Here is a 19,009-nt window from a genome sequence, read left to right as displayed (position 1 = left end):
CAGTGAACACTGGCGTAATGGGGAGAGTAGGCGAGGCGGCTACCGATGGGTAGGGGTCGGGCCAAAGAAAGTTACCGGCGGTACGCCGTAGGGTCGGGGGGTGAGCGACAAGCGTGAGTACCGCATGGAGGAACTGGCCGAGCTGGCCGGCATCACGGTGCGCACCCTGCGCTTCTACCGCGAGCGCAAGCTGATCCCGCCGCCCCGCCGCGAGGGCCGCATCGCCTGGTACGACGACCACCACCTGGCCCGGCTGCGCACCATCTCGGCGCTGCTGGAGCGCGGCCACACCCTCAGCGGCATCGCGGAACTCGCCGACGCCTTCGACCACGGCCGGGACGTCGGCGACCTGCTCGGCCTGGGCGAGCCCACCGAGGAGACCCCGGTCCGGCTCACCCCCGAGGAACTCGCCGACCGCTTCCAGGGCCAGGACACCCCGGAGAACCTCGCCGCCGCCCTGGAGCTGGGCTACCTGGGCACCGACGGCGAGAACATCGTCCACATAAGCCGCCGGCTGCTGGACGTCTCCTCCGCCCTGGTCCGCGAGGGCATCCCGCTGGCCGGCGTCCTCGACGCCGGACGCCGGGTCCGCGAGCACGCCGAGGCCCTCGCCGGCATCTTCGCCGACCTGGTCCTCGCCCACGCCCGCGAGGAGGACCTCCCCCGGCTGCGCCCGCTGGCCCGCGCGGTGGTCGAGGCGGAACTCTCCCTGGCCCTGGACCGGCGCCTGCGCACGCGGTCCGAGGAGGACTAACGGTCGTAGACCACCGTCACCGGCGCGTGGTCCGACCAGCGCTCGTCATGGGTGGCGGCGCGCTCCACGTACCCCTTGACGGCCGTCGCCGCCAGCCCCGGGGTGGCGGCGTGCAGGTCGATCCGCCAGCCCGCGTCGTTGTCGAACGCCCGCCCCCGGTAGGACCACCACGAGTACGGGCCCTCGGTGTCCGGGTGCAGGGCGCGCACCACGTCCACGTAACCGCCGTCCGCCGGGTCCAGGACCCGGTCCAGCCAGGCGCGCTCCTCGGGGAGGAAGCCGGAGTTCTTGCGGTTGGCGCGCCAGTTCCGCAGGTCGGCCTCGCGGTGGGCGATGTTCCAGTCGCCGCAGACCAGGACCTCGCGGCCGTCGGCGGCGGCGCGTTCGCGCAGCTCCTTGAGGTAGCCGAGGAACTCGTCCATGAAGCGGACCTTCTCGTCCTGCCGCTCGGTGCCGACCTCGCCGGACGGCAGGTAGAGGGAGGCGACCGTCACACCGGGCAGGTCGGCCTCCACGTACCGCCCGCTGCCGTCGAACTCCGCCGAGCCGAAGCCGATCCGCACCCGGTCGGGCTCGCGGCGGGTGTAGAGGGAGACCCCGGCGCGGCCCTTGGCGGCGGCGGGGGCGTGCGTCACATGCCAGCCCTCGGGCTCGCGGACCGCCGCGGGGAGCTGCTCCGGCTCGGCACGCACCTCCTGCAGGCAGAGCACGTCGGCGCCGGTGGCGGCGAGCCACGGGAGAAAACCCTTTTTCGCGGCGGCCCGCAGGCCGTTTACGTTGACGGAGGTCACGGTGAGCACCAGGGAACCTTACCGGCACACTGGACCCTGTCCCGTTCTGGATCGATTCGACGCGGAAGGCACCATGGAGATACGCCCGGTCCCCTTCGACCACCCCGACGCCGTGAAGCTCAACGACGAGGTGCAGGCCGAGTACGCCCTGCGCTACGGCGACGGCGGCGACGAGACGTACCTGGAGCCCTCGCACTTCGCACCGCCCAACGGCCTGTACCTGATCGCGTACGACGAGGCCGGCGTCCCGGTCGCCACCGGCGGCTGGCGGGCGCAGGAGGCCAACGAGGAGAACTACCGGGACGGCGACGCCGAGCTGAAGCGGATGTTCGTCATCGAGCAGATGCGCGGCCGGGGCCTGGCCCGCCGCATCCTGGCCGCGCTGGAGGCGGACGCCCGCGCGGCGGGCCGCACCCGGATGGTCCTGGAGACCGGCACCCAGCAGCCGGAGGCCGTGGCGCTGTACCTGTCCAGCGGCTACGAGCCGTGCGACAAGTTCGGCTACTACCGCTTCCACGAGAGCAGCCTCTGCTACGCGAAGCAGCTCTAGGCCGTGTCCGCAAAGTCCCTCCTGCCCCGCGACGCCTGGCACGCACTCTCGCCGCACCGGACACAGCCCCGAGTACGCCCAGTACGAGGGACTGCGTCCGGCACGCCGAGAGCACGCACCAGACGCCGCGGGGCCCGCCCTCCGGGCGGACGGAGGGACTTTGCGGACACGGCCTAGGCGCGCAGGAACGCCAGGACCGCCAGGACCCGGCGGTGGGTGTCGTCGGCCGGCGGCAGGTCCAGCTTGGTGAGGATGGACCCGATGTGCTTGCCGACGGCCGCCTCGGACACCACCAGCGCCCGCGCGATCGCGCCGTTGGACCTGCCCTCGGCGACCAGCGCCAGCACCTCCCGCTCGCGCGGGGTGAGCCGGGCCAGCGGGTCGCGGCGCCGGCGCAGCAGTTGCCGTACCACCTCGGGGTCGACGACCGTGCCGCCGGCCGCGACCTCGGCGAGGGCGGTGACGAACTCCTCGACCTGCCCGACCCGGTCCTTGAGCAGATAGCCGACACCGGTGCCGTCGCCGGAGTCGAGCAGCTCGGCGGCGTAGGCGCGCTGCACGTACTGGCTGAGCACCAGCACCGGCAGCCCGGGCCGCTCCGCCCGCAGCTCCACGGCGGCCCGCAGCCCCTCGTCGTGCAGCCCCGGCGGCATCCGTACGTCCGTCACCACCACGTCCGGGTCGTGCTCGGCGACCGCCGTGACCAGGGCCTCGGCGTCGCCGACCGCCGCCGCCACCTGGTGGCCGAAGCGGGTGAGCAGGCCGGTCAGCCCCTCGCGCAGCAGCACGCTGTCCTCGGCGAGGACTATCCGCAGGGGTCGGTCGGCCGGCAAGGGATCTCCACTCGCAGCAGGGTCGGTCCGCCCGGCGGGCTGGACAGGGAGAGTCTGCCATCGAGCACCGACACCCGGTCGGCGAGCCCGGTCAGCCCGCTGCCCCCGGCGGGATCGGCGCCGCCGTGCCCGTCGTCGCCGATCTCCAGCACCAGCCGTCCGTCCGTGTGGCCGCCGCGCACCCGGGCGCGCCGGGCCCCGCTGTGCTTGGCGATGTTGGCGAGGGCCTCGCAGACCACGAAGTACGCGGCGCTCTCCACCGGCCGGGGCAGCCGCCCGGGGAGGTCCAGGGCGAGGTCGACGGGGACCGGACTGCGGTCGGCGGCGTCGGCGACGGCGGCCCGCAGACCGTAGTCGGTGAGGACCTGGGGGTGGATGCCGTGGATGAGTTCGCGCAGTTCCGCCAGGGCCCGGCCGGCCTCGTCGTGCGCCCTGGCCAACTGGTCGGCGAGCGGCCCGGGCGGGGCGTCGAGCCGGGCCAGGCCCAGGGTCATGCTGAGCGCGACGAGCCGCTGCTGGGCCCCGTCGTGCAGATCGCGTTCGATGCGCCGCCGCTCCGCCTCGAAGGCGTCGACCAGGCGGACCCGGGAGCGGACGAGTTCGGTGACCCGGTCGCCGTCGTCCCCGGCGCCGAGCAGGACCCGCGCGAGTTCGGCCCGCGCGCCGGCGTACCCGCCCAGCGCGTACGCCCCCGCGGCGAGCAGCACCACCCCGAGGGCGGCGACCGCGCAGGCGGCGGGCCAGGAGTGCACGGTCCACAGCTTGACGGCCTTGGCCTCGCCGTCGGCGGCGAACAGCGCCGGCACCGCGAGCAGCGCCAGCGGCCCCCCGGCGGCGCAGGCCACCGCCAGCGCGTCCAGCGGCCACAGCAGCGTGCCGAGCAGCACGGCGTACGCCAGTTCCCGCCAGGTGGCCGGCTCCCGCAGCCGCGTCGCCAGCCACGCCGGGAGGCCGGGGGCACCGGGGGTGCGGTGCCGCGCGGGGACGGGGCCGAGGCCGGCCAGCCGCAGCCGGTGGCGCTCCACGGCGGCCACGGGTATCCCGGCCAGCGCGGTCAGCCCGAGCAGCGGCAGCCCGATCACCAGCACGGCGAGCGCGCCCCCGACGACCAGCCCGCCCAGGACCGCCACCAGGACGAGCGCCCCGAACAGCGCCCCGCTCAGCAGATAGGCCGCCGCCCGCCAGGGCCACGCCGACCTCAGATATCCCCGCTCGCCGAGCGCCCCCCACACCGTCATGCCGATCACCGTACGGGCGGTCCGGCGGGCCCCACCACCGGTCTGGCCCCCGCTTCGGGGTATGCCTGGCCCTACCCCCGTTTCTCGCCCCTGCCGCAATGATCGGCGGGCCCCTCCCGGGGTTGGCTGGAGCCCTCAACAGCGAGCCGAGGGGCGGGACATGGGAACCGACGCGATCGAACTGCGGTCCGTGCGCAGACGGTACGGGGCCGGGGACGGCGGGGTGACGGCGCTGGACGGCGTCTCGCTCGCCTTCCCCGCCGGTACCTTCACCGCCGTGATGGGCCCGTCCGGGTCGGGCAAGTCGACGCTGCTGCAGTGCGCGGCGGGCCTGGACCGGCCGACCTCGGGGTCGGTGCGGCTGGGCGGGACGGAGCTGACCGGGCTGAGCGAGCGGCGGCTGACGCTGCTGCGCCGGGAGCGGATCGGGTTCGTCTTCCAGTCGTTCAACCTGCTGCCGTCGCTGACCGCCGAGCAGAACGTCGCCCTGCCGCTCCGCCTGGCCGGCCGCCGCCCCCGCGCCGCCGAGGTACGGGAGGCGCTGCGCCGGATCGGCCTCGCGGACCGGGCCCGGCACCGGCCCGCGGAACTGTCCGGCGGGCAGCAGCAGCGGGTGGCGCTGGCCCGGGCGCTGATCACCCGCCCGGAGGTCCTCTTCGGCGACGAGCCGACCGGCGCGCTGGACTCGGCGACCGGCCACCGGGTGCTGACGCTGCTGCGGGAGACCGTCGACCGCGACGGCCGCACGCTGATCATGGTCACCCACGACCCGGTGGCCGCCGCGTACGCCGACCGGGTGGTGTTCCTGGTCGACGGCCGGGTGCACGGCGAACTGACGGGGGCGACGGCGAGCGACATCGCTGCGCGGATGACGGAACTGGAGGCGCCGGGCGGGGCGGCGGCGCTGGGCGCGATGGGCAAGACACGTCCGGCCGGCCCGGCGGGGGTGCTGTCGTGCTGAGTCTCGCCCTGCGCACCCTGCGGACCCGCTGGACCGCCTTCGTCGGCGGCTTCGCCGCTCTCGCCCTGGGGGTCGGGCTGCTCACCGTGATGGGGCTCTCCCTGGCCTCCGCGGCGGACGCCCCCGGCCGTGCCCCGGAGCGGTTCGCCGCCGCGCCGGTGGTGGTGCGCGGCGCGGACACCCTGCGCGTACCGACCCCGATCGGCGTACGGACGCGGCCGCTGGCCGTGCCGCGGCCCGTCCCGGCGGACACGGTGGCCGCGCTGCGCGCGCTGGGCCGGGTGACCGAGGACCGCTCCTATCCGGTACGGGTCGCGGGCGGGCCGTCCGGCCTGGTCGGCCACCCGTGGTCGACGGCCGCCTTCGCCCCGTACCGGCTGACCGGGGGCCGGGCGCCGCACGCGGACGGTGAGGTGGTGACCACCGGCACCTGGGCGGCGGTGGGCGAGCGACTGCGCACCGACCGCGGCACGGTCCGCGTGGTGGGCACGGCGACCGGCCCCGGCACCGAGCGGGCCGTCTTCCACACCGACGCGCGGGCCGCCCGACTGGCGCCGGTGAGCGTCCAGCTCGTGGTCGACGCCGACCCGGCGGCGGTACGACGGGTGGTGGGCGACCGGGCCCGGGTGCTGACCGGGGACGCGCGGCGGGCGGCGGACACCGGCGCCGACCGGGACCGGGAGGCGGTGACCGCGCTGAACGCCCTGTTCGGGACGGCCGGCGGGGTGGCCGGGTTCGTGTCGGTGTTCGTGGTGGCGTCGACGTTCGCGTTCACGGTGGCCCAGCGGCGCCGGGAGTTCGGGCTGCTGCGGCTGGCGGGCGCGACCCCCGGCCAGGTCCGCCGGACGGTGCTCGCGGAGGCGCTGCTGGTCGGCGTGGCCGCCTCTGCGGCGGGCTGCGCGCTGGGCGGGTACGCCGCCCCGTTCCTCGCCGCGCGGGTGGTGGCGGAGGGGCTGGCGCCGGACTGGTTCGTGATCGGCGGGCACTCCTGGCCGTACCACGCGGCGTTCTGGACGGGCCTGGCGGTGGCGGTGTGCGGGGTGGTGGCGGCGTCCTGGCGGGCGGGCCGGACCCGGCCGGCGCAGGCGCTGCGCGAGGCGTCGGTGGACGCCGGCACCCTGACCCGGGGCAGGCTGCTGTGCGGGGCCGCGCTGCTGCTGGCGGCGGCCGGGACGCTCGCCTGGGCGCTGCTGACCGACCCCTCCGACCTGCTGCACCGCAAGACCTACATCAGCCGGCCCATGCTGCTGATCACGGCGGTGGCGCTGCTGGCCCCGCCGCTGGTGGGCCCGGCGGTCCGGCTGCTCGGGTGGCTGCCGTCCCGGTTGCCGGGCGCGGGCGGCACGCTGGTCCGGGAGAACGCCGCCGGGGGCGTCCGCCGGGGCGCGGCGGTGGCGGCACCGGTGCTGGTGACGGTGGCGCTGGCGGGTTCGCTGCTGGGGGCGACGGCGACCCTGGGCGAGGCGGCGGCGGCCGAGGCGCGGGCCCGCACGGCGGCCGACCTGGTGGTCACGGCGGACGGCGGCACCCTGGACGCGGCGACGGTACGGAAGCTGCGCGCGGTGCCCGGCACGGCGGCGGTGTCGGCGTCCGCGCCGAGCGCGGTGTACGCGCTGGAGGACGGCGTGGCCCTGATCCGTGCCGAGGCCCGCGCCGCCGACCCCGGGGCGCTGGCGGCGACGGCCCGGCTGCCGGTGACGGCGGGCCGGATCGGGGACCTGGACGACGGTTCGATCGTGGTCGACGAGGAGTGGCAGGGGGCGGCCGTCGGCCGGCGGGTCGCGGTCTGGCTCGGTGACGGCACCCGCCGCTCGCTGCGGATCGCGGCGGTGCTGCCGGCCGGCACGGGCGGCCACGGGGTGTACGTCACCCCGGCCAACGCGCCGGGCGCCCGGGTGGACCGGGTGGAGGTGACGGTGGCGCCGGGCGCGGACCGGGCCGCGGTGGCGGCGGGGCTGCGCGCGGCGACGGGGCCGGCCGGCGGGCGGGTGCTGGACGCCGGGGCGTGGGCGCGGGCGGTCGCGCCGGGCGGTGGCGGCACGACCCGGCTGGGTCTGCTGGTGGTGCTGGGTATCGCCCTGGTCTACGCGGGCATCTCGCTGGCGGGCACGCAGGCGATGGCGACGGCCGGCCGGGCCCGGGAGCTGGCCGCGCTGCGGCTGGCCGGCGCGACGCGCGCGCAGGTACTGCGCCTGGTCGGGGCGGAGGCGCTGACCGTGGCGGCGGCGGGGGCGCTGTTGGGCCTGCTGGTGGCGGTGGTGAACCTGCTCGGCATGACCGGCGCCCTGGCCCTGCTGTCGGCCCCGGCCCGGCTCGCCCTGCCCTGGCCGGCCCTGGCGGCGACGGCCGGCGCCTGCGCGGTGATCGCGGTCACCTCGGCGGTCCTGACGGCGGCCCGCACCCTGCGCCGCCCCTGATCTGACGGATCGCCAGCGGCCGGGACGAAGCGAACCCCGCCCGATCGAACCCGATCGGGCGGGGTTCGCTTCGTTCCGGTCACGGTGCCGAACGCCTCCGCTGCACCAACCAGGTGCCCCCTGTCACCGCCCCCGTCACCGACAAGCCCACGATCAGCGACTTCCTGAGCTCCTCCACCTTGCTGCCGTCGTCCGCGACCACCACCGACAGCGCCGTGATGACGACCGTGATCACCAGCCCGATGGCCAGGTTCTTCCTCACGCGCGATACCAGCAACTGCTTCTCCCTCCCCGGCCGTCTAGCGCGCGGCGGACGGTGATCCGCCCGCGGCGGACAGGGCAGGCGGCTCGTAGTCGTACAGGTATCCCTGCGCCCGTTCGAAGAAGGGGAGGAGTACGCGCATCTTCGCCGTGTTGATCTGCCGCTTCACGGTGCTGGGCCGCTTGGTCTCACGGGCGTTGTTCCCGTGCTTGAGCAGCTTGTCGATGCGCGGGCGGCGTGCCGCGTCGTACGCCGTGAGTGCCGCCGGGACGGTCGGGGCGCCGCTCAGCGCCGCCGCGAGCTCCAGCGCGTCCTCGATCGACACCGAGGCGCCGTGTCCGACGCCGACCGGGTGGGCGGCGTCGCCGACCAGGACCATCCGCCCGCTGTGCCACGTCCGGACCGGGTCGCAGACGTTCAGGTAGCCGGACGCGACGATCGAGGTCGCGGCTGCGATGACGGCCCGCGGCATCGCCTCCGGGAACAGCTCGGTGACGCGCCGTATCCACTGCGCGTCGTCGATGCCCCGCAGGTCGGGCTTGGCCGGGTCCCCGATCTGAGCCGCCCACCACTGGGTGTTCTCGTCGATGGTGGTGTAGACGAAGGCACCGCTGCGCGCGTAGACGAGGTTCCAGATGCCGGTCTCGAGACCCGTCACGTTGGCGATGCCCGCGACCCCGTAGAGCCCCGCGTACTGCGCGCGCGGCGCGGAGGAGTCGATCAGCCCGCGTACGGTCGACCAGATGCCGTCGGCGCCCACGAGCAGCTCGGCGGTGTCGCGCCGGCCGGAGGCGAATTCGGCCACCACGCCGGTCGCCGACTCCGCCGCGCCCACCAGGCGTTCGCCGGTGACGATCTTCGCTCCCGCGTCGAGCGCCGCGCGCCGCAGGATCGCCACGAGCCGTCCGCGGTGGAGCGCGACGCTGCGCATCGAGTCGGCTTCGCGCCGAAGGCGTGGCGCGTCGCCCAGCAGGTGGCCGCCCGCCGTGTAGAACCGCATCCGCTCGACGGGATACCCGGCCGCCTGCACCTCGCGCAGCAGGCCCAGCTTCTCCAGCGCGCGCAGGCCGTTGACCGCCAGGCCGAGGTGGGCGCCGACCTCCTCGGGCGGCACGTCGTACGCCTCGTACACGGTCACGTCGTGACCGGTCTGCCGCAGTGCGAGGGCGACGGCGGGTCCGGCTATCCCGCCACCGATCACGATCGTCCGCATGACACTCCCTGAATCGCCGTTCACTGAATTTGGATTCGGTGAAAGTCTGTTCCGATACGCTGGCGTCTGTCAACAGCCGAGGGAGGACGACATGCCGCGGGCGAGCACCGCCAGCCGAAAAGAGCGGGCGGCCCAGACTCGTGCCGCGCTGCTGGACGCGGCTCGGGGCCTGTTCAGCGAGCGCGGCTACCTCAATACGAAGATCACCGACATCACCGCCGCGGCCGGCCGCTCGACCGGCTCCTTCTACGAGCACTTCGCCGACAAGGACGAGCTGCTCCAGGCGCTCCTCACCGAGATGGAGGCCGCGATCGACGAGCGGATGGTCGGCCTGGAGCACCCCCGCGACCACGACCTGACCGACCGCGACCAACTGCGCGACCACGTCGGTGTGGCGTGGAAGGTGATGCGGCAGAACCGCCCGGTCACGCTCGCGCTGTTCCAGGCGATGGTGGCCGACGACCCCGGCACCGGCCGGGCCTGGCGCGATCTGCGCGAGCAGACGGGGACCATCCGGGAGCATCTGGAGTACCTGGTCGAGCGCGGACACCGGCTGCCCGGCGACCCCGAGTTCATCGCGGCGGCGATCGGCGCGATGCTCGTCACCCTCAACTACGCGGTGCTCACGCCCCCCGGCGGCGAAGACGACCAGCAGGTCGTCGACACCCTCACGGATCTGCTGCTGCACGGGCTGGCCGGACCGGCGTCACGGTCGGCGGACGCGTCCTGAAGGACGACGTGCGCCCGTGGGCGGACTCGCGCACCAACCCCGCCTGAAACGGCGCTATCTGCCGCGGAAGCTGCCGTACGACATGCCAAAGCCCCGGTCGGGAGATCCCGACCGGGGCTTTGAGCTGCGTGGACCTGAGGGGATTTGAACCCCTGGCCCCCTCGATGCGAACGAGGTGCGCTACCGGACTGCGCCACAGGCCCTTGCAACGAGTGAAACTTTAGCACCCCGATCGGGCTGCTCAAAAATCCGTTCCGGGGAGCGGCCGGCGGGCTACTCGTTGGCGGCCCGGGGCCGGTCGCCGTCCTCGTACTGGTCGAACAGCGGGGTGCGGCCGCGCTCCCGGGCCCGGCGCGCGGACGCGGCCCGGCGGACACCGCGGGGGGCGGGCTCCTCCGGGCGGTCGTCGGGGCCGGCCGGGCCGGCGGATGCGTCGCCGGCCGGGGTGTCCTCCTGGCCGGGGGCGGCGGCGCTGGAGCGGGCAGAGCTCCAGGCGTCCGGGGCGCCGAGGTCCACGCCGGAGGTGGCGCGGGGGGCGACCGGCGCGGTGACGTACGTCGGCAGCGGTACCGGGACCGGGTCCCAGCTCTCGCCCTGTCCGGGGCGCCGCTGCCGTTCGCGCTGCTGGTCGACCCACTCGGCGTGGTCGGTCTGCTCGACCAGGGCCCGCCGGTCGGCGGCGAGCGCGGCCAGGCCGGGGTCGGCCGCCGCCTCGGGGGCCTCGTCGGGCTCCTCGGTGTCGGGCTCGCCGCCGGGTCCCGGGCCCGGGCCGGGGCCGGCGGCGCGGCGGCGCTGGCGGTCGCGCAGTTGCCGGGCCGCGTCCTCGGCGCGGCGGCGGTCCATCTGGTAGGCGAAACGGTGCCGTTCCTGGGACCGCAGATAGGCGATGTACGCGCTGAGCAGCACGGCGGGCACGCCGGGCGCCCACAGGAAGGCCAGTCCGCCGACGGCGGCGACGATCGCGCCGAGCGTGAAGGCGAGGAAGAGCACCACGGTGGTACGGCGCCGGCGGGCGAGCACCTTGGAACGGCGGGCGCGGGCGGCGGCGGCCTCGGCGGCGGCGTCGCGCCGGGCGGCGGGCACCCGCGCGCGGACGGACCCGGACCGCTGGGCGGCGGCGGGCCGCTGCTCGGCGGAGCGCTGCTGCTCGGCGGGCCGTTCGGCGGCGGGCGGGGTGTCCTGGGGGCGGAGTTCGCGGCGGGTCTTGGACACGGCGAAGGCCCGGACGTCCACCGAGTCGGTGACGGCGTCCGGGTCGGCGTCGAACTCCGCCTCGTCGGCGGAGCGCGCCCGCAGGTCCTTGGCGTACCGGCGCTCCATGCCCGCCCGTCCGGACAGGAGCCGGATGGCGGTGCTGAAGCGTTCCGTCGGACGGGCCTCGTTCAGCTCGTCCTGCCTACGGAGCCACATCGGCACCAAGTAGGCGGCCCAGGCCCCGACGATGACTGCGTAGATGAGGCCGCTGCTGCTCACGCCTCACACGGTAGAGGGACGGGCCCGAGGCGATCCGCCAATTGGGCCGGTGTGTCGCACGATCTGGCTGATAATTCAAAATTTTTTTGCGACGGATGACAATAACGACGGTTCTTTCGAACGTTTATTCAATTCCGGAGGTGTTCTGGGCGCGGGTGCGGCGCCAGCGGCCCAGCAGTCCGTCGGGGACTTCCTCGGCGGTCAGGGCGAAGACGAGGTGGTCGCGCCAGGCGCCGTCGATGTGCAGATAGCGGGGCCGCAGCCCCTCCTCGCGGAATCCGAGTTTCTCCACGACCCGGCGGCTCGGCCCGTTCTCCGGGCGAATGCAGACCTCGACGCGGTGCAGTCCGACGGTGTGGAAACAGTGGTCGACGACGAGGGCCACGGCGGTCGGCATCACCCCGCGCCCGGCCACCGCCTCGTCCACCCAGTAGCCGATGTGCCCGGAGCACATGGAGCCCCAGGTGATCCCGGCGACCGTCAACTGGCCGACCAGTTGCCCCTGGTACTCGATGACGAACGGCAGCATCCGGCCCGCGTTCGCCTCGGAGCGCAGGTGGCGCACCATCTGGCGGTAGGTGGGCCGGTGCGTCGGCGGGCCGCCGGGGACGGGCGGCGGGATGGTGGCCTCCCAGGGCCGCAGCCAGTCGCGGTTGCGCCGGTTGACCTCACGCCAGGCCCGCTGGTCGCGGAGCTTTATCGGCCGCAGGACGATGTCGCCGTCCACCAGTTCGACGGGCCACGAGGGGCTGTTCAGCTCGCACCCCCACGGCCGGACGCGGGATGGTCGCCGCCGCGGATCTGGTCGACGGCGTGCTGGAGCAGAGGTTCGAGAACCGCAAGCCCGTCCTTCACCCCTCCGGGGGAACCGGGCAGGTTGACGATGAGGGTGGCGCCGGCCACGCCCGCCAGACCCCGGGAGAGCGCCGCCGTCGGCACCTTGTCCCGGCCGTACGCCCGGACGGCCTCGGCGATGCCCGGCACCTCACGGGCGATGACCGCGCGGGTCGCCTCGGGGGTGCGGTCGGTCGGGGAGAGGCCGGTGCCGCCGGTGGTGACGATCACGTCGTAGCCCGCCGCGACCCCGTCCCGCAGGGCGGCCTCGACGGGGTCGCCGTCGGGGACCACCCGGGGGCCGTCGACGGTGAAGCCGAGCCGCCCGAGGGCGTCGGCGATCAGCGGGCCGCCCCGGTCCTCGTAGACCCCGGCGGCGGCCCGGTTGGAGGCGGTGACGACCAGGGCGCGGTACGTCATGACCGGCTCCAGTCGCCCGACTTGCCGCCCGTCTTCTCCTCCACCCGCACGTCCGTGATGACCGCTCCCTTGTCGACCGCCTTCACCATGTCGACCACGGTGAGCGCGGCGACGGTGACCGCGGTGAGGGCCTCCATCTCGACGCCCGTGCGGTCCGTCGTCCGCACGGTCGCCGTGATCTCCACGGCGTCGTCCGCGACCGACAGGTCCAGTGTCACACCCGACACCGACAACGGGTGGCAGAGCGGGATCAGGTCGGGGGTGCGCTTGGCGCCCATGATGCCCGCGATCCGCGCGGTGGCCAGGGCGTCGCCCTTGGGCACCCCGCCGCCGCGCAGCAGTTCGACCACGCGGGGCGCGACGAGGACGCGGCCGCGGGCGCGGGCGGTGCGCGCGGTCACGTCCTTCTCCGATACGTCGACCATGCGGGCGGCGCCCGCCTCGTCGAGGTGGGTCAGTCGATCCTGCGTGCTCATGCTGTGCGGCGCTCCCGGTCCGGCCTGTCGTGCGCGACACGGTACCCCCATCGCGGCGGGACCGGTGGGGCCGGGCGGCCCGGCGGGCGGGCCGGCGGGCGGCTCAGCCGAGCCGGATGACCTCGACCTCGGCGCCGGGCTCGACGGTCTCGGTGTCCTCGGGGACGACGATCAGCGCGTCCGCGCGGGCGAGGGCGGCCACCAGGTGCGAGGAGGCGCCGCCGACCGGGGTGACCGACCCGTCGGCGTACCGGCCGCGCAGGAACTGCCGGCGGCCCTGGGGGGAGGTCAGCGCCTGGCCGGCGGCCAGGCGGGCGGTGGTGCGGGGGCGGTGCACGTCGGGCAGGCCCATGAGGGTGCGGATCGCGGGCCGCACGAACAGTTCGAAGGAGACGTACGAGGAGACCGGGTTGCCCGGCAGGGCCAGCAGCGGGGTGTGGTCGGGGCCGATGGAGCCGAAGCCCTGCGGTTTGCCGGGCTGCATGGCGAGCTTGCGGAACTCCACGCCGCTGCCCGGCTCGTCCTCGTCGGCGACGTGCGCGAGGGCCTCCTTGACCACGTCGTAGGCGCCGACGCTGACCCCGCCGGTGGTGACCATCAGGTCGGCGCGGACGAGCTGGTCCTCGATGGTGGAGCGCAGCGTCTCGGCGTCGTCGGTGACGGCGCCCACCCGGTAAGCGATCGCGCCGGCGTCGCGGGCGGCGGCGGTCAGGGCGAAGCTGTTGGAGTCGTAGATCTGACCGTGGGCCAGTTCCTCGTCGGGCTGGACGAGTTCGCTGCCGGTGGAGAGCACCACCACGCGGGGGCGGGGCCGGACGGTGACCCGGCCCCGGCCGATCGCGGCGAGCAGGCCGATCTGGGGCGGGCCGAGGAGGGTGCCGGCGGCCAGCGCCCGGTCACCGGCCCGTACGTCGCTGCCCGCGGCGCGCACATGGGCGCGCGGGCCGGCCGGCCGATACACCTGGACCTGGCCCTCGGCGCCCTCGGGGGCCTGGCTGCGGGCGCGCATCCGGTCGACCGGGCCCCGGCCGAGGCCGCCGTCGGTCCACTCCACCGGCACCACCGTCTCGGCGCCGGAGGGCAGCGGGGCGCCGGTCATGATGCGGGCCGCCTGGCCGGGGCCGACATGCACCGGGTCGGCGGCGCCGGCGGCGACGTCCCCGACGACCTCCAGGGACGCCGGGAACTCCTCGCTGGCGCCCGCGACGTCCGCGACGCGCACCGCGTACCCGTCCATGGAGCTGTTGTCGAACGGCGGCAGGGAGACCGGCACCGTCACGTCCTCGACCAGGACACAGCCCTGGGCGTCGAGGAGGTTCAGCTCGATGGGTTCCAGGGGGCGGACCGTGGCGAGGATGTCCTCCAGGTGGTCCTCCACCGACCACAGGCGGTCCTCGCCCTGGTCCTGGCCGGTGGCGCGGGGCGCGGCGCTGCTCAACGTCCTTGCATCTCCTCGGCTACGTAACTGCGGAGCCAGGTCCGGAAGTCCGGGCCCAGGTCTTCACGTTCGCATGCGAGTCTGACAATGGCACGCAGATAGTCGCCGCGGTCGCCGGTGTCATAGCGGCGGCCCTTGAAGACGACGCCGTGCACGGGGCCGCCGATCTTCTCGTCGGCGGCCAACTGCTGGAGGGCGTCGGTGAGCTGGATCTCGCCGCCGCGGCCCGGTTCGGTCCGGCGCAGGATGCCGAAGACGTGCGGGTCGAGGACGTAGCGGCCGATCACGGCGTAGTGGGAGGGCGCGTCGGCCGGGTCCGGCTTCTCGACCAGTCCGCTGACCCTGACGACGTCGCCGTCCTCGGTGGTGTCGACGGCGGCGCAGCCGTAGAGGTGGATCTGCTCGGGGGCGACCTCCATCAGGGCGATGACGCTGCCGCCGTACTGCTCCTGGACCTCGATCATGCGCTGGAGGAGCGGGTCGCGGGGGTCGATCAGGTCGTCGCCGAGCAGGACCGCGAAGGGCTCGTCGCCGACGTGCGGGGCGGCGCACAGGACGGCGTGGCCCAGACCCCGGGGGTCGCCCTGCCGCACGTAGTGGATCATCGCCAGGTCGCTCGACTCCTGGACCTTGGCCAGCCGCTCGGTGTCGCCCTTCTTCTCCAGGGCGGACTCCAGCTCGTAATTGCGGTCGAAGTGGTCCTCAAGGGGTCGCTTGTTACGGCCCGTCACCATGAGGACGTCGTCGAGGCCCGCCGAGACGGCCTCCTCGACCACGTACTGGATCGCGGGCTTGTCGACCACCGGCAGCATCTCCTTGGGAGTGGCTTTGGTGGCCGGCAGGAACCGGGTTCCGAGTCCCGCCGCGGGGATGACAGCCTTGCTGATCCTGGGGTGCGACTGAGTCATGCCCGCCACCATATCCGGTGTCATTGGGCGGATTCTGTGACTCCAGCCGCTTGACGCTCATATGAGCGCATTGGAACCGTACGGGAGTGACCATGACGCACAGTGAGACCGCGGCCGAGTCTGACAAGCGCAGGTTGCGGCGGGAACTCCTCGCGGTGAGGAACAGGTTGACGGCGGATGACCTGCGGGAAACCGCCGGGGCGCTGGCCGGGCGGGCGCTCGGGCTGCCGGAGCTGGCGGGGGCGCGCACGGTGGCGGCGTACGTCTCCGTGGGCGCCGAGCCCGGCACGCTCGCGCTGCTGGACGCGCTGCGCGCGCGGGGCACACGGGTCCTGCTCCCGGTCCTGCTGCCCGACGGCGACCTGGACTGGGGCGCCTACGCCGGGGAGGGCTCCCTCGCGCGGGTGCGGCACGGCGGGCGGATGGCGCTGTGGGAGCCGGCCGGCGAGCGGCTCGGCCCCGAGGCGGTGACCGGCGCGGACGCGGTGCTGCTGCCGGGCCTGGCGGTCGACCCGCGCGGAATGCGGCTCGGGCGCGGCGGCGGCTCCTACGACCGGGTGCTGGCCCGGCTGGACCGGGCGGGGGCGCGTCCGGCGCTGCTGGTGCTGCTCTACGACTGGGAGGTCGTCGCGCGTGTCCCCGCCGAGCGGCACGACCGGCCGGTGGACGCGGTGGTGACGCCGTCGGGGGTGCGGCGTCTGGGCTGAGCGGCGCGGTCGGCCGGGGGCGGCGTGCGGGCTGAGCCACGCGGCGGTTCTCACGCGCGGTGGCTGTGTACGGCGACGGCCCCCCACGCGCGCGTGAGGGGCCGTCGTGCCGGGGTGTCGCCTAGGGCTTGAGCACCAGGGTGTCGGTGGTGCTGTCCTGGACCGCCTTGTCGGAGAACGACCAGGGCAGCAGCTCGCCCTTGGCCCACTTGCCGGTCTGGTCGGTGTAGTGGGCGCTGTAGGCGTGGCCCGAGGCGCCGCTGAGGTTGATCCAGCGGGACTTGTCGAGGTCGCCGAGGTTGACCACCATCCGCATCGACGGCACCCAGACGACGCCGTAGCCGCCGGCCGCGTTCCAGCCGGTGGCGTTGACCGCCGCCTCGCCGCCGCTGAGCTTCCAGGGGCCGCGGTTGAGCGCGTACTTGAGGAAGCCGGGGCCGGAGGTGCCCAGGGTCTGGTTCTTCAGGAACAGGCGGTGCAGCCGGCCCCAGCTCCAGGTGTCGATGTCCTTGCCGAGCTTGGCGGTCAGCTCCCAGCGGGCGTCGATCATGGCGCGCTTGAACAGGTCGTCGCGGTCGTGGTCGGCGCCCTTGCGGGTGCCGCTGGCGGGCGTGGTCCACCAGTCGCTGTCCTCGTCGTCCATCAGGGTGCGCACCACCTCGAACCAGCGGTCGCCGCCGTCGGGCTGCGCCTCGTCGGCGTCGCGCCGGCCGCACTCGCGGACCTTCTGCTCCTCGTCGGCCGGGCCGGTGGTGTTGACCGGGTCGACCCACAGGCACTGGCCCTCGACGCGCAGCTCCTTGGGCAGCTTGTTGCCGAAGGCGAGCTTGAGGATGTTGCGCCAGACGGCGTTGAAGTACGCGGCGGCGGCCGAGTCGGCGTCCTGGGTGTAGTCCCAGCCCTCCAGGAGCTTCTGCGCCTGCCGGACGTCCTTGTCGTCGACGTCGATCTTCAGCAGCAGGGGCACCAGCTTGCGGGCGATCTCGTTGCTGTTGTCGAGCTGCATCTGCCGCATGTCGTCGGTGGAGATCTTGCCGCCGTCCTCGATCTTCTGCTCGATCAGCTCGGTGATCCGCTGGCTGCGGGTGCCGTAGCCCCAGTCCGTGGTGAGGGTGTAGGGGTAGTCGTCCTGGTCGACGACGGCCTGGTTGGCGGTGACGATGTAGCCGCGCTCGGGGTCGTACTCGTAGGGCAGTTGGTCGTCCTCGATGTACTGGCCGGTCCAGCGGTAGGCGGGGTCCCAGCCCGGCGCGGGGAGGGAGCCGTCGTGCTTCTCGGCGCGGATCGGGATCTGCCCGGGGAGCGTGTAGCCGATGTGGTCGGCGTCGGCGTACACCAGGTTCTGCGAGGGCACGTCGAACAGGGCGGCGCCCGCGCGGAACTCCTCCCAGTTCTTCGCGCGGTCGATCGCGAAGACGGCGTCCATGGTGGTGCCGGGGTCCAGGGCGGTCCAGCGCAGGGCGACGCCGTAGCCGTCGCCGCGGTCGGGGGCGGCGGCGTCGACGGTGGCCTTCTTGCCGACCTTGACGAGTTCGTTGTCGCGGTCGGAGAGCAGCGGCCCGTTGTTGGTGGTGCGGACGACGATCTTCTTGGACCTGCCGCCGGCGACCTTGATGGTCTCCTCGCGGGTGTCGAAGGGGACCACCTTGCCGTCGTACTGGTAGCCGTCGGCGGTGATCTTCTCCAGGTAGAGGTCGGTGACGTCGACGCCGGAGTTGGTCAGGCCCCAGGCGATCTTCTGGTTGTGGCCGACGATGACGCCGGGCATCCCGGCGAAGGTGTAGCCGGTGACGTCGTACTGGCACTTCGCCGAGACGCTGCGGCAGTGCAGGCCCATCTGGTACCAGACGGAGGGCAGCGACGGGGAGAGGTGCGGGTCGTTGGCGAGCAGCGGCTTGCCGGTGATGGTGTGCTTGCCGGACACCACCCAGGCGTTGGAGCCGATGCCGTTGCCGTTGACGCCGACGGCCGTGGGGAGGTCCTCCAGGACGCCCTGGAGGCCGGAGAGCTGGCTCTGGAGGGCGGAGGTGCCGGAGGTGGTGCCCGAGGTGCCTGAGGTGGTGCCGGTGGTGCCGCCCGTGCCGGTGGTTCCTCCGGTGCCCGTGGTGCCGGTGGTTCCTCCGGTGCCGGTGGTGCCGGTCGTTCCGCCGGTGCCGGTGGTGCCGCTGGTGCCCGAGGTACCGGAGGTGCCCGTCGTGCCGCCGTCGCCGCCGGAGAAGGTGCCCGTCAGCTCGTCGTACTGGCCCTCCTGGACGATCGTCTCGTGCCGGTCGTACGGGTACTCCGGGTAGAGGTCGGCGATCTGCTTGGGGCCGAGGCGGCTGGTCATCAGGGCGCGGTCGATCTCGTCCTGCATGTTGCCGCGCAGGTCCCAGGCCATCGCCTTCAGCCAGGAGACCGAGTCGACCGGGGTCCACTTCCGGGGCTTGTAGTCGTTGGTGAAGCCCAGGGCGGCGTACTCCAGGGAGATCTCCGCGCCGTCCTTGCCCGCCAGGTAGGCGTTGACCCCCTTGGCGTACGCCTGGAGGTACTTCTTCGTGCCGGCCGACAGCTTCTTGTCGTACTCCTCCTTCGCCACCCGGTCCCAGCCCAGGGTGCGCAGGAACTCGTCGTTCTCGACCTGGCTCTTGCCGAACATCTCCGACAGGCGCCCGGAGGTCATGTGCCGGCGCACGTCCATCTCGTAGAACCGGTCCTGCGCCTGGACGAAGCCCTGCGCCATGAAGAGGTCCTCGTCGGTGGAGGCGTAGATCTGCGGGATGCCGTAGTCGTCGCGCTTGACGTCGACCGGGCCCGAGAGGCCGTCCAGGGTGAGGGAGCCCTTGGTCTGCGGGAAGGAGGCGCGGACGGTACTGACCGACCAGTACGCCCCGTAGGCCAGGCCGCCGATGAGGGCCAGGACCAGCACGAGGACGATCAGTCGGGCTCTGCGCCCCTTCTTCCTGCGCGACTTGGCGGGCTGCTGACCCGAAGAGGCGGTGTTGGTGGGGGGCATCGCTGTCCT

18 protein-coding genes and 1 tRNA gene are annotated in these 19,009 nt (G+C 74.1%); 6 read left to right on the top strand and 13 right to left on the bottom strand.

Features of this window, described 5'->3' with window-relative positions:
* Positions 1 to 100 precede the first annotated feature (100 nt).
* On the top strand, positions 101 to 754 hold the full coding sequence (locus tag IE316_RS15690; protein ID WP_190204936.1) for a MerR family transcriptional regulator: 654 nt from the start codon (positions 101 to 103) through the stop codon (positions 752 to 754).
* Here the strand turns inward: IE316_RS15690 and IE316_RS15685 are convergent.
* Positions 751 to 1,554 (bottom strand): exodeoxyribonuclease III, encoded by an 804-nt coding sequence (locus IE316_RS15685; protein ID WP_190204935.1) that lies wholly within the window; start codon positions 1,552 to 1,554, stop codon positions 751 to 753. The genes IE316_RS15690 and IE316_RS15685 overlap by 4 nt on opposite strands.
* A gap of 64 nt (positions 1,555 to 1,618) precedes the next feature.
* Here IE316_RS15685 and IE316_RS15680 point away from each other — a divergent pair, with 64 nt between their 5' ends.
* Complete coding sequence (locus IE316_RS15680; protein WP_190204934.1) at positions 1,619 to 2,095, top strand: GNAT family N-acetyltransferase; 477 nt, start codon at positions 1,619 to 1,621, stop codon at positions 2,093 to 2,095.
* 173 nt (positions 2,096 to 2,268) lie between these two features.
* Here IE316_RS15680 and IE316_RS15675 read toward each other — a convergent pair whose 3' ends face one another.
* Both IE316_RS15675 and IE316_RS15670 read right to left on the bottom strand, forming a co-directional pair.
* Entirely contained in the window at positions 2,269 to 2,928 is a 660-nt protein-coding gene (locus IE316_RS15675; protein ID WP_190204933.1) for a response regulator, read from the bottom strand.
* A complete protein-coding gene (locus IE316_RS15670) occupies positions 2,901 to 4,166 on the bottom strand; it encodes a sensor histidine kinase (RefSeq protein WP_190204932.1) in 1,266 nt (421 codons plus the stop codon). Before IE316_RS15670 ends, IE316_RS15675 begins: the two co-directional genes overlap by 28 nt.
* Positions 4,167 to 4,326: 160 nt before the next feature.
* Here IE316_RS15670 and IE316_RS15665 point away from each other — a divergent pair, with 160 nt between their 5' ends.
* Complete coding sequence (locus tag IE316_RS15665) at positions 4,327 to 5,127, top strand: ABC transporter ATP-binding protein (protein WP_190204931.1); 801 nt, start codon at positions 4,327 to 4,329, stop codon at positions 5,125 to 5,127.
* Complete coding sequence (locus tag IE316_RS15660; RefSeq protein ID WP_190204930.1) at positions 5,121 to 7,544, top strand: ABC transporter permease; 2,424 nt, start codon at positions 5,121 to 5,123, stop codon at positions 7,542 to 7,544. Before IE316_RS15665 ends, IE316_RS15660 begins: the two co-directional genes overlap by 7 nt.
* A 79-nt stretch (positions 7,545 to 7,623) precedes the next feature.
* Here IE316_RS15660 and IE316_RS15655 read toward each other — a convergent pair whose 3' ends face one another.
* A complete protein-coding gene (locus tag IE316_RS15655) occupies positions 7,624 to 7,806 on the bottom strand; it encodes a hypothetical protein (protein ID WP_229910404.1) in 183 nt (60 codons plus the stop codon).
* Between the two features lie 37 nt (positions 7,807 to 7,843).
* Entirely contained in the window at positions 7,844 to 9,019 is a 1,176-nt protein-coding gene (locus tag IE316_RS15650; RefSeq protein ID WP_190204928.1) for an FAD-dependent oxidoreductase, read from the bottom strand.
* 91 nt (positions 9,020 to 9,110) lie between these two features.
* Here IE316_RS15650 and IE316_RS15645 point away from each other — a divergent pair, with 91 nt between their 5' ends.
* Positions 9,111 to 9,749, top strand: a complete 639-nt coding sequence (locus tag IE316_RS15645) for a TetR/AcrR family transcriptional regulator (protein ID WP_190204927.1) — start codon at positions 9,111 to 9,113, stop codon at positions 9,747 to 9,749.
* Positions 9,750 to 9,878: 129 nt separating this feature from the next.
* Here IE316_RS15645 and IE316_RS15640 read toward each other — a convergent pair.
* From IE316_RS15640 to galU, 7 genes are all read right to left on the bottom strand, one after another.
* Positions 9,879 to 9,952, bottom strand: a tRNA-Ala gene (locus IE316_RS15640).
* A gap of 70 nt (positions 9,953 to 10,022) precedes the next feature.
* Complete coding sequence (gene sepX, locus IE316_RS15635) at positions 10,023 to 11,222, bottom strand: divisome protein SepX/GlpR (protein ID WP_190204926.1); 1,200 nt, start codon at positions 11,220 to 11,222, stop codon at positions 10,023 to 10,025.
* 124 nt (positions 11,223 to 11,346) lie between these two features.
* On the bottom strand, positions 11,347 to 11,949 hold the full coding sequence (locus IE316_RS15630) for a GNAT family N-acetyltransferase (RefSeq protein ID WP_229910403.1): 603 nt from the start codon (positions 11,947 to 11,949) through the stop codon (positions 11,347 to 11,349).
* A 26-nt stretch (positions 11,950 to 11,975) separates the two neighbouring features.
* A complete protein-coding gene (locus IE316_RS15625; protein ID WP_190204925.1) occupies positions 11,976 to 12,476 on the bottom strand; it encodes a MogA/MoaB family molybdenum cofactor biosynthesis protein in 501 nt (166 codons plus the stop codon).
* Positions 12,473 to 12,952, bottom strand: a complete 480-nt coding sequence (moaC, locus tag IE316_RS15620; protein ID WP_190204924.1) for a cyclic pyranopterin monophosphate synthase MoaC — start codon at positions 12,950 to 12,952, stop codon at positions 12,473 to 12,475. Before moaC ends, IE316_RS15625 begins: the two co-directional genes overlap by 4 nt.
* A gap of 103 nt (positions 12,953 to 13,055) precedes the next feature.
* Positions 13,056 to 14,390, bottom strand: coding sequence for a molybdotransferase-like divisome protein Glp (glp, locus tag IE316_RS15615; protein WP_190204923.1), 1,335 nt, complete (start codon positions 14,388 to 14,390; stop codon positions 13,056 to 13,058).
* Positions 14,387 to 15,298, bottom strand: coding sequence for a UTP--glucose-1-phosphate uridylyltransferase GalU (gene galU, locus IE316_RS15610; protein WP_190204922.1), 912 nt, complete (start codon positions 15,296 to 15,298; stop codon positions 14,387 to 14,389). Before galU ends, glp begins: the two co-directional genes overlap by 4 nt.
* 92 nt (positions 15,299 to 15,390) lie before the next feature.
* Between galU and IE316_RS15605 the strand changes: the two genes are divergently transcribed.
* Complete coding sequence (locus IE316_RS15605) at positions 15,391 to 16,005, top strand: 5-formyltetrahydrofolate cyclo-ligase (RefSeq protein ID WP_190204921.1); 615 nt, start codon at positions 15,391 to 15,393, stop codon at positions 16,003 to 16,005.
* 121 nt (positions 16,006 to 16,126) lie between these two features.
* Here the strand turns inward: IE316_RS15605 and IE316_RS15600 are convergent, their stop codons facing one another.
* Positions 16,127 to 19,000, bottom strand: coding sequence for a penicillin acylase family protein (locus tag IE316_RS15600; protein ID WP_190204920.1), 2,874 nt, complete (start codon positions 18,998 to 19,000; stop codon positions 16,127 to 16,129).
* Positions 19,001 to 19,009: the final 9 nt, after the last annotated feature.

The sequence above is a fragment of the Streptomyces fumanus genome, from assembly GCF_014655295.1.
GTDB classification, from domain to species: domain Bacteria; phylum Actinomycetota; class Actinomycetes; order Streptomycetales; family Streptomycetaceae; genus Streptomyces; species Streptomyces fumanus.
Note: the sequence above shows the minus strand (reverse complement) of the source record. Positions and strands in the feature narration are given on the sequence as shown.